Source organism: Dietzia sp. B44 (assembly GCF_014145245.1).
GTDB lineage: Bacteria > Actinomycetota > Actinomycetes > Mycobacteriales > Mycobacteriaceae > Dietzia > Dietzia natronolimnaea.
In genome coordinates this window covers 1-1,535 of the sequence record NZ_JAALEF010000306.1, presented here as the reverse complement: position 1 = coordinate 1,535, position 1,535 = coordinate 1, and the positions used below count along the sequence as shown (strand labels likewise).

The 1,535-nt window shown below is 72.7% G+C and carries 1 protein-coding gene; it reads left to right on the top strand.

Annotation, left to right across the window (positions count from 1 at the left end; translation table 11 throughout):
• Positions 1–1,535, top strand: a 1,535-nt coding sequence (locus G6017_RS10725) for a heavy metal translocating P-type ATPase (RefSeq protein WP_182617307.1), incomplete at both ends; no start/stop codon positions are given.

Genomic DNA, 1,535 nt, shown 5'->3' with positions numbered 1-1,535 from the left:
CACGGCTCGTTCACCATGGACACCCTCGTGTCGATCGGCACGTCCGCCGCCCTGCTGTGGTCGCTGTACGCCCTGTTCTTCGGCCACGCCGGGATGCCGGGCATGACCCACGGGTTCGAGTTCTCGCTCTCGCCCAGCGACGGCGCGGGGGACATCTACCTCGAGGCCGCCGCCGGGGTCACCACCTTCGTGCTGCTGGGTCGCTACATCGAGGCCCGGTCCAAGCGCACGGCCGGGGCGGCGCTCCGATCGCTGCTCGAGCTCGGCGCCAAGGACGTCGCGGTGCTGCGCGACGGCGTCGAGACGCGGATCCCCGTGGAGAACCTGCAGGTCGGTGACGAGTTCATCGTGCGCCCCGGCGAGAAGATCGCCACCGACGGCCGGATCGTCGACGGCGCCTCCGCCGTCGACACCGCCATGGTCACCGGTGAATCCGTGCCTGCCGAGGTCTCCACCGGCGACGCCGTGGTCGGCGGCACGGTCAACACCAGCGGGCGGCTGATCGTCCGGGCCACCCGCGTGGGATCGGACACCCAGCTCGCGCAGATGGCGCGGATGGTCGAGGACGCACAGTCCGGGAAGGCCGCCGCGCAACGCCTGGCTGACCGCATCTCCGGGGTCTTCGTCCCCGCCGTCCTGGTCTTGGCGGCCGCGACGTTCGCCTTCTGGCTGCTCACCGGATCCGGCACCTCCATGGCGTTCACGGCCGCGGTCGCGGTGCTCATCATCGCCTGCCCCTGTGCGCTCGGTCTGGCCACGCCCATGGCCCTCATGGTGGGGACCGGCCGCGGTGCGCAGCTGGGCATCCTCATCAAGGGCCCCGAGGTCCTGGAGTCCACCCGCCGCGTCGACACGATCGTGCTCGACAAGACCGGCACCGTGACCACCGGAACGCCCGCGCTGGTCTCGGTGACCGCCGCGGACGGCGAGGACGAGACGCAGGTGCTGCGCTACGCCGGTGCGGTGGAGGACGCCTCCGAGCACCCCATCGCCCGGGCCGTCGCCGCCGGCGCCCGAGAGCGGGTCGGTGACCTACCGGCCGTAGCGGGCTTCCGCAACACCGAGGGGCTGGGGGTGTCGGGACGGGTCGGAGCCGACCCCACTGACGACACCCGTGACGACGACGAGGTGGTCGTGGTGGGCCGTCCGGCTCTCCTCGCCGAGCAGGAGATGCCGCTGCCGGCCGAGCTCGAGCGGGCGGTCGACGAGGCCTCCGGCCGCGGCCACACCGCGGTGGCGGTGGGCTGGGGTGGCCGTGCCCGCGGGGTGCTGGTGGTGGCCGACCAGATCAAGGACTCCTCCGCCGAGGCGGTCGGGAGGTTCCGCGGCCTGGGTCTCACCCCCATCCTGCTCACCGGCGACAACGCGAGGGTGGCCGCGTCGGTGGCGCAGCAGGTGGGCATCGACCCCGGCCCGGACACCGCGATCTCCGAGACGGTCATCGCTGAAGTGCTGCCAGCGGAGAAGGTGGACGTGATCCGCAGGCTGCAGGCGCAGGGCCGGGTGGTGGCCATGGTCGGCGACGGCGTCAACGA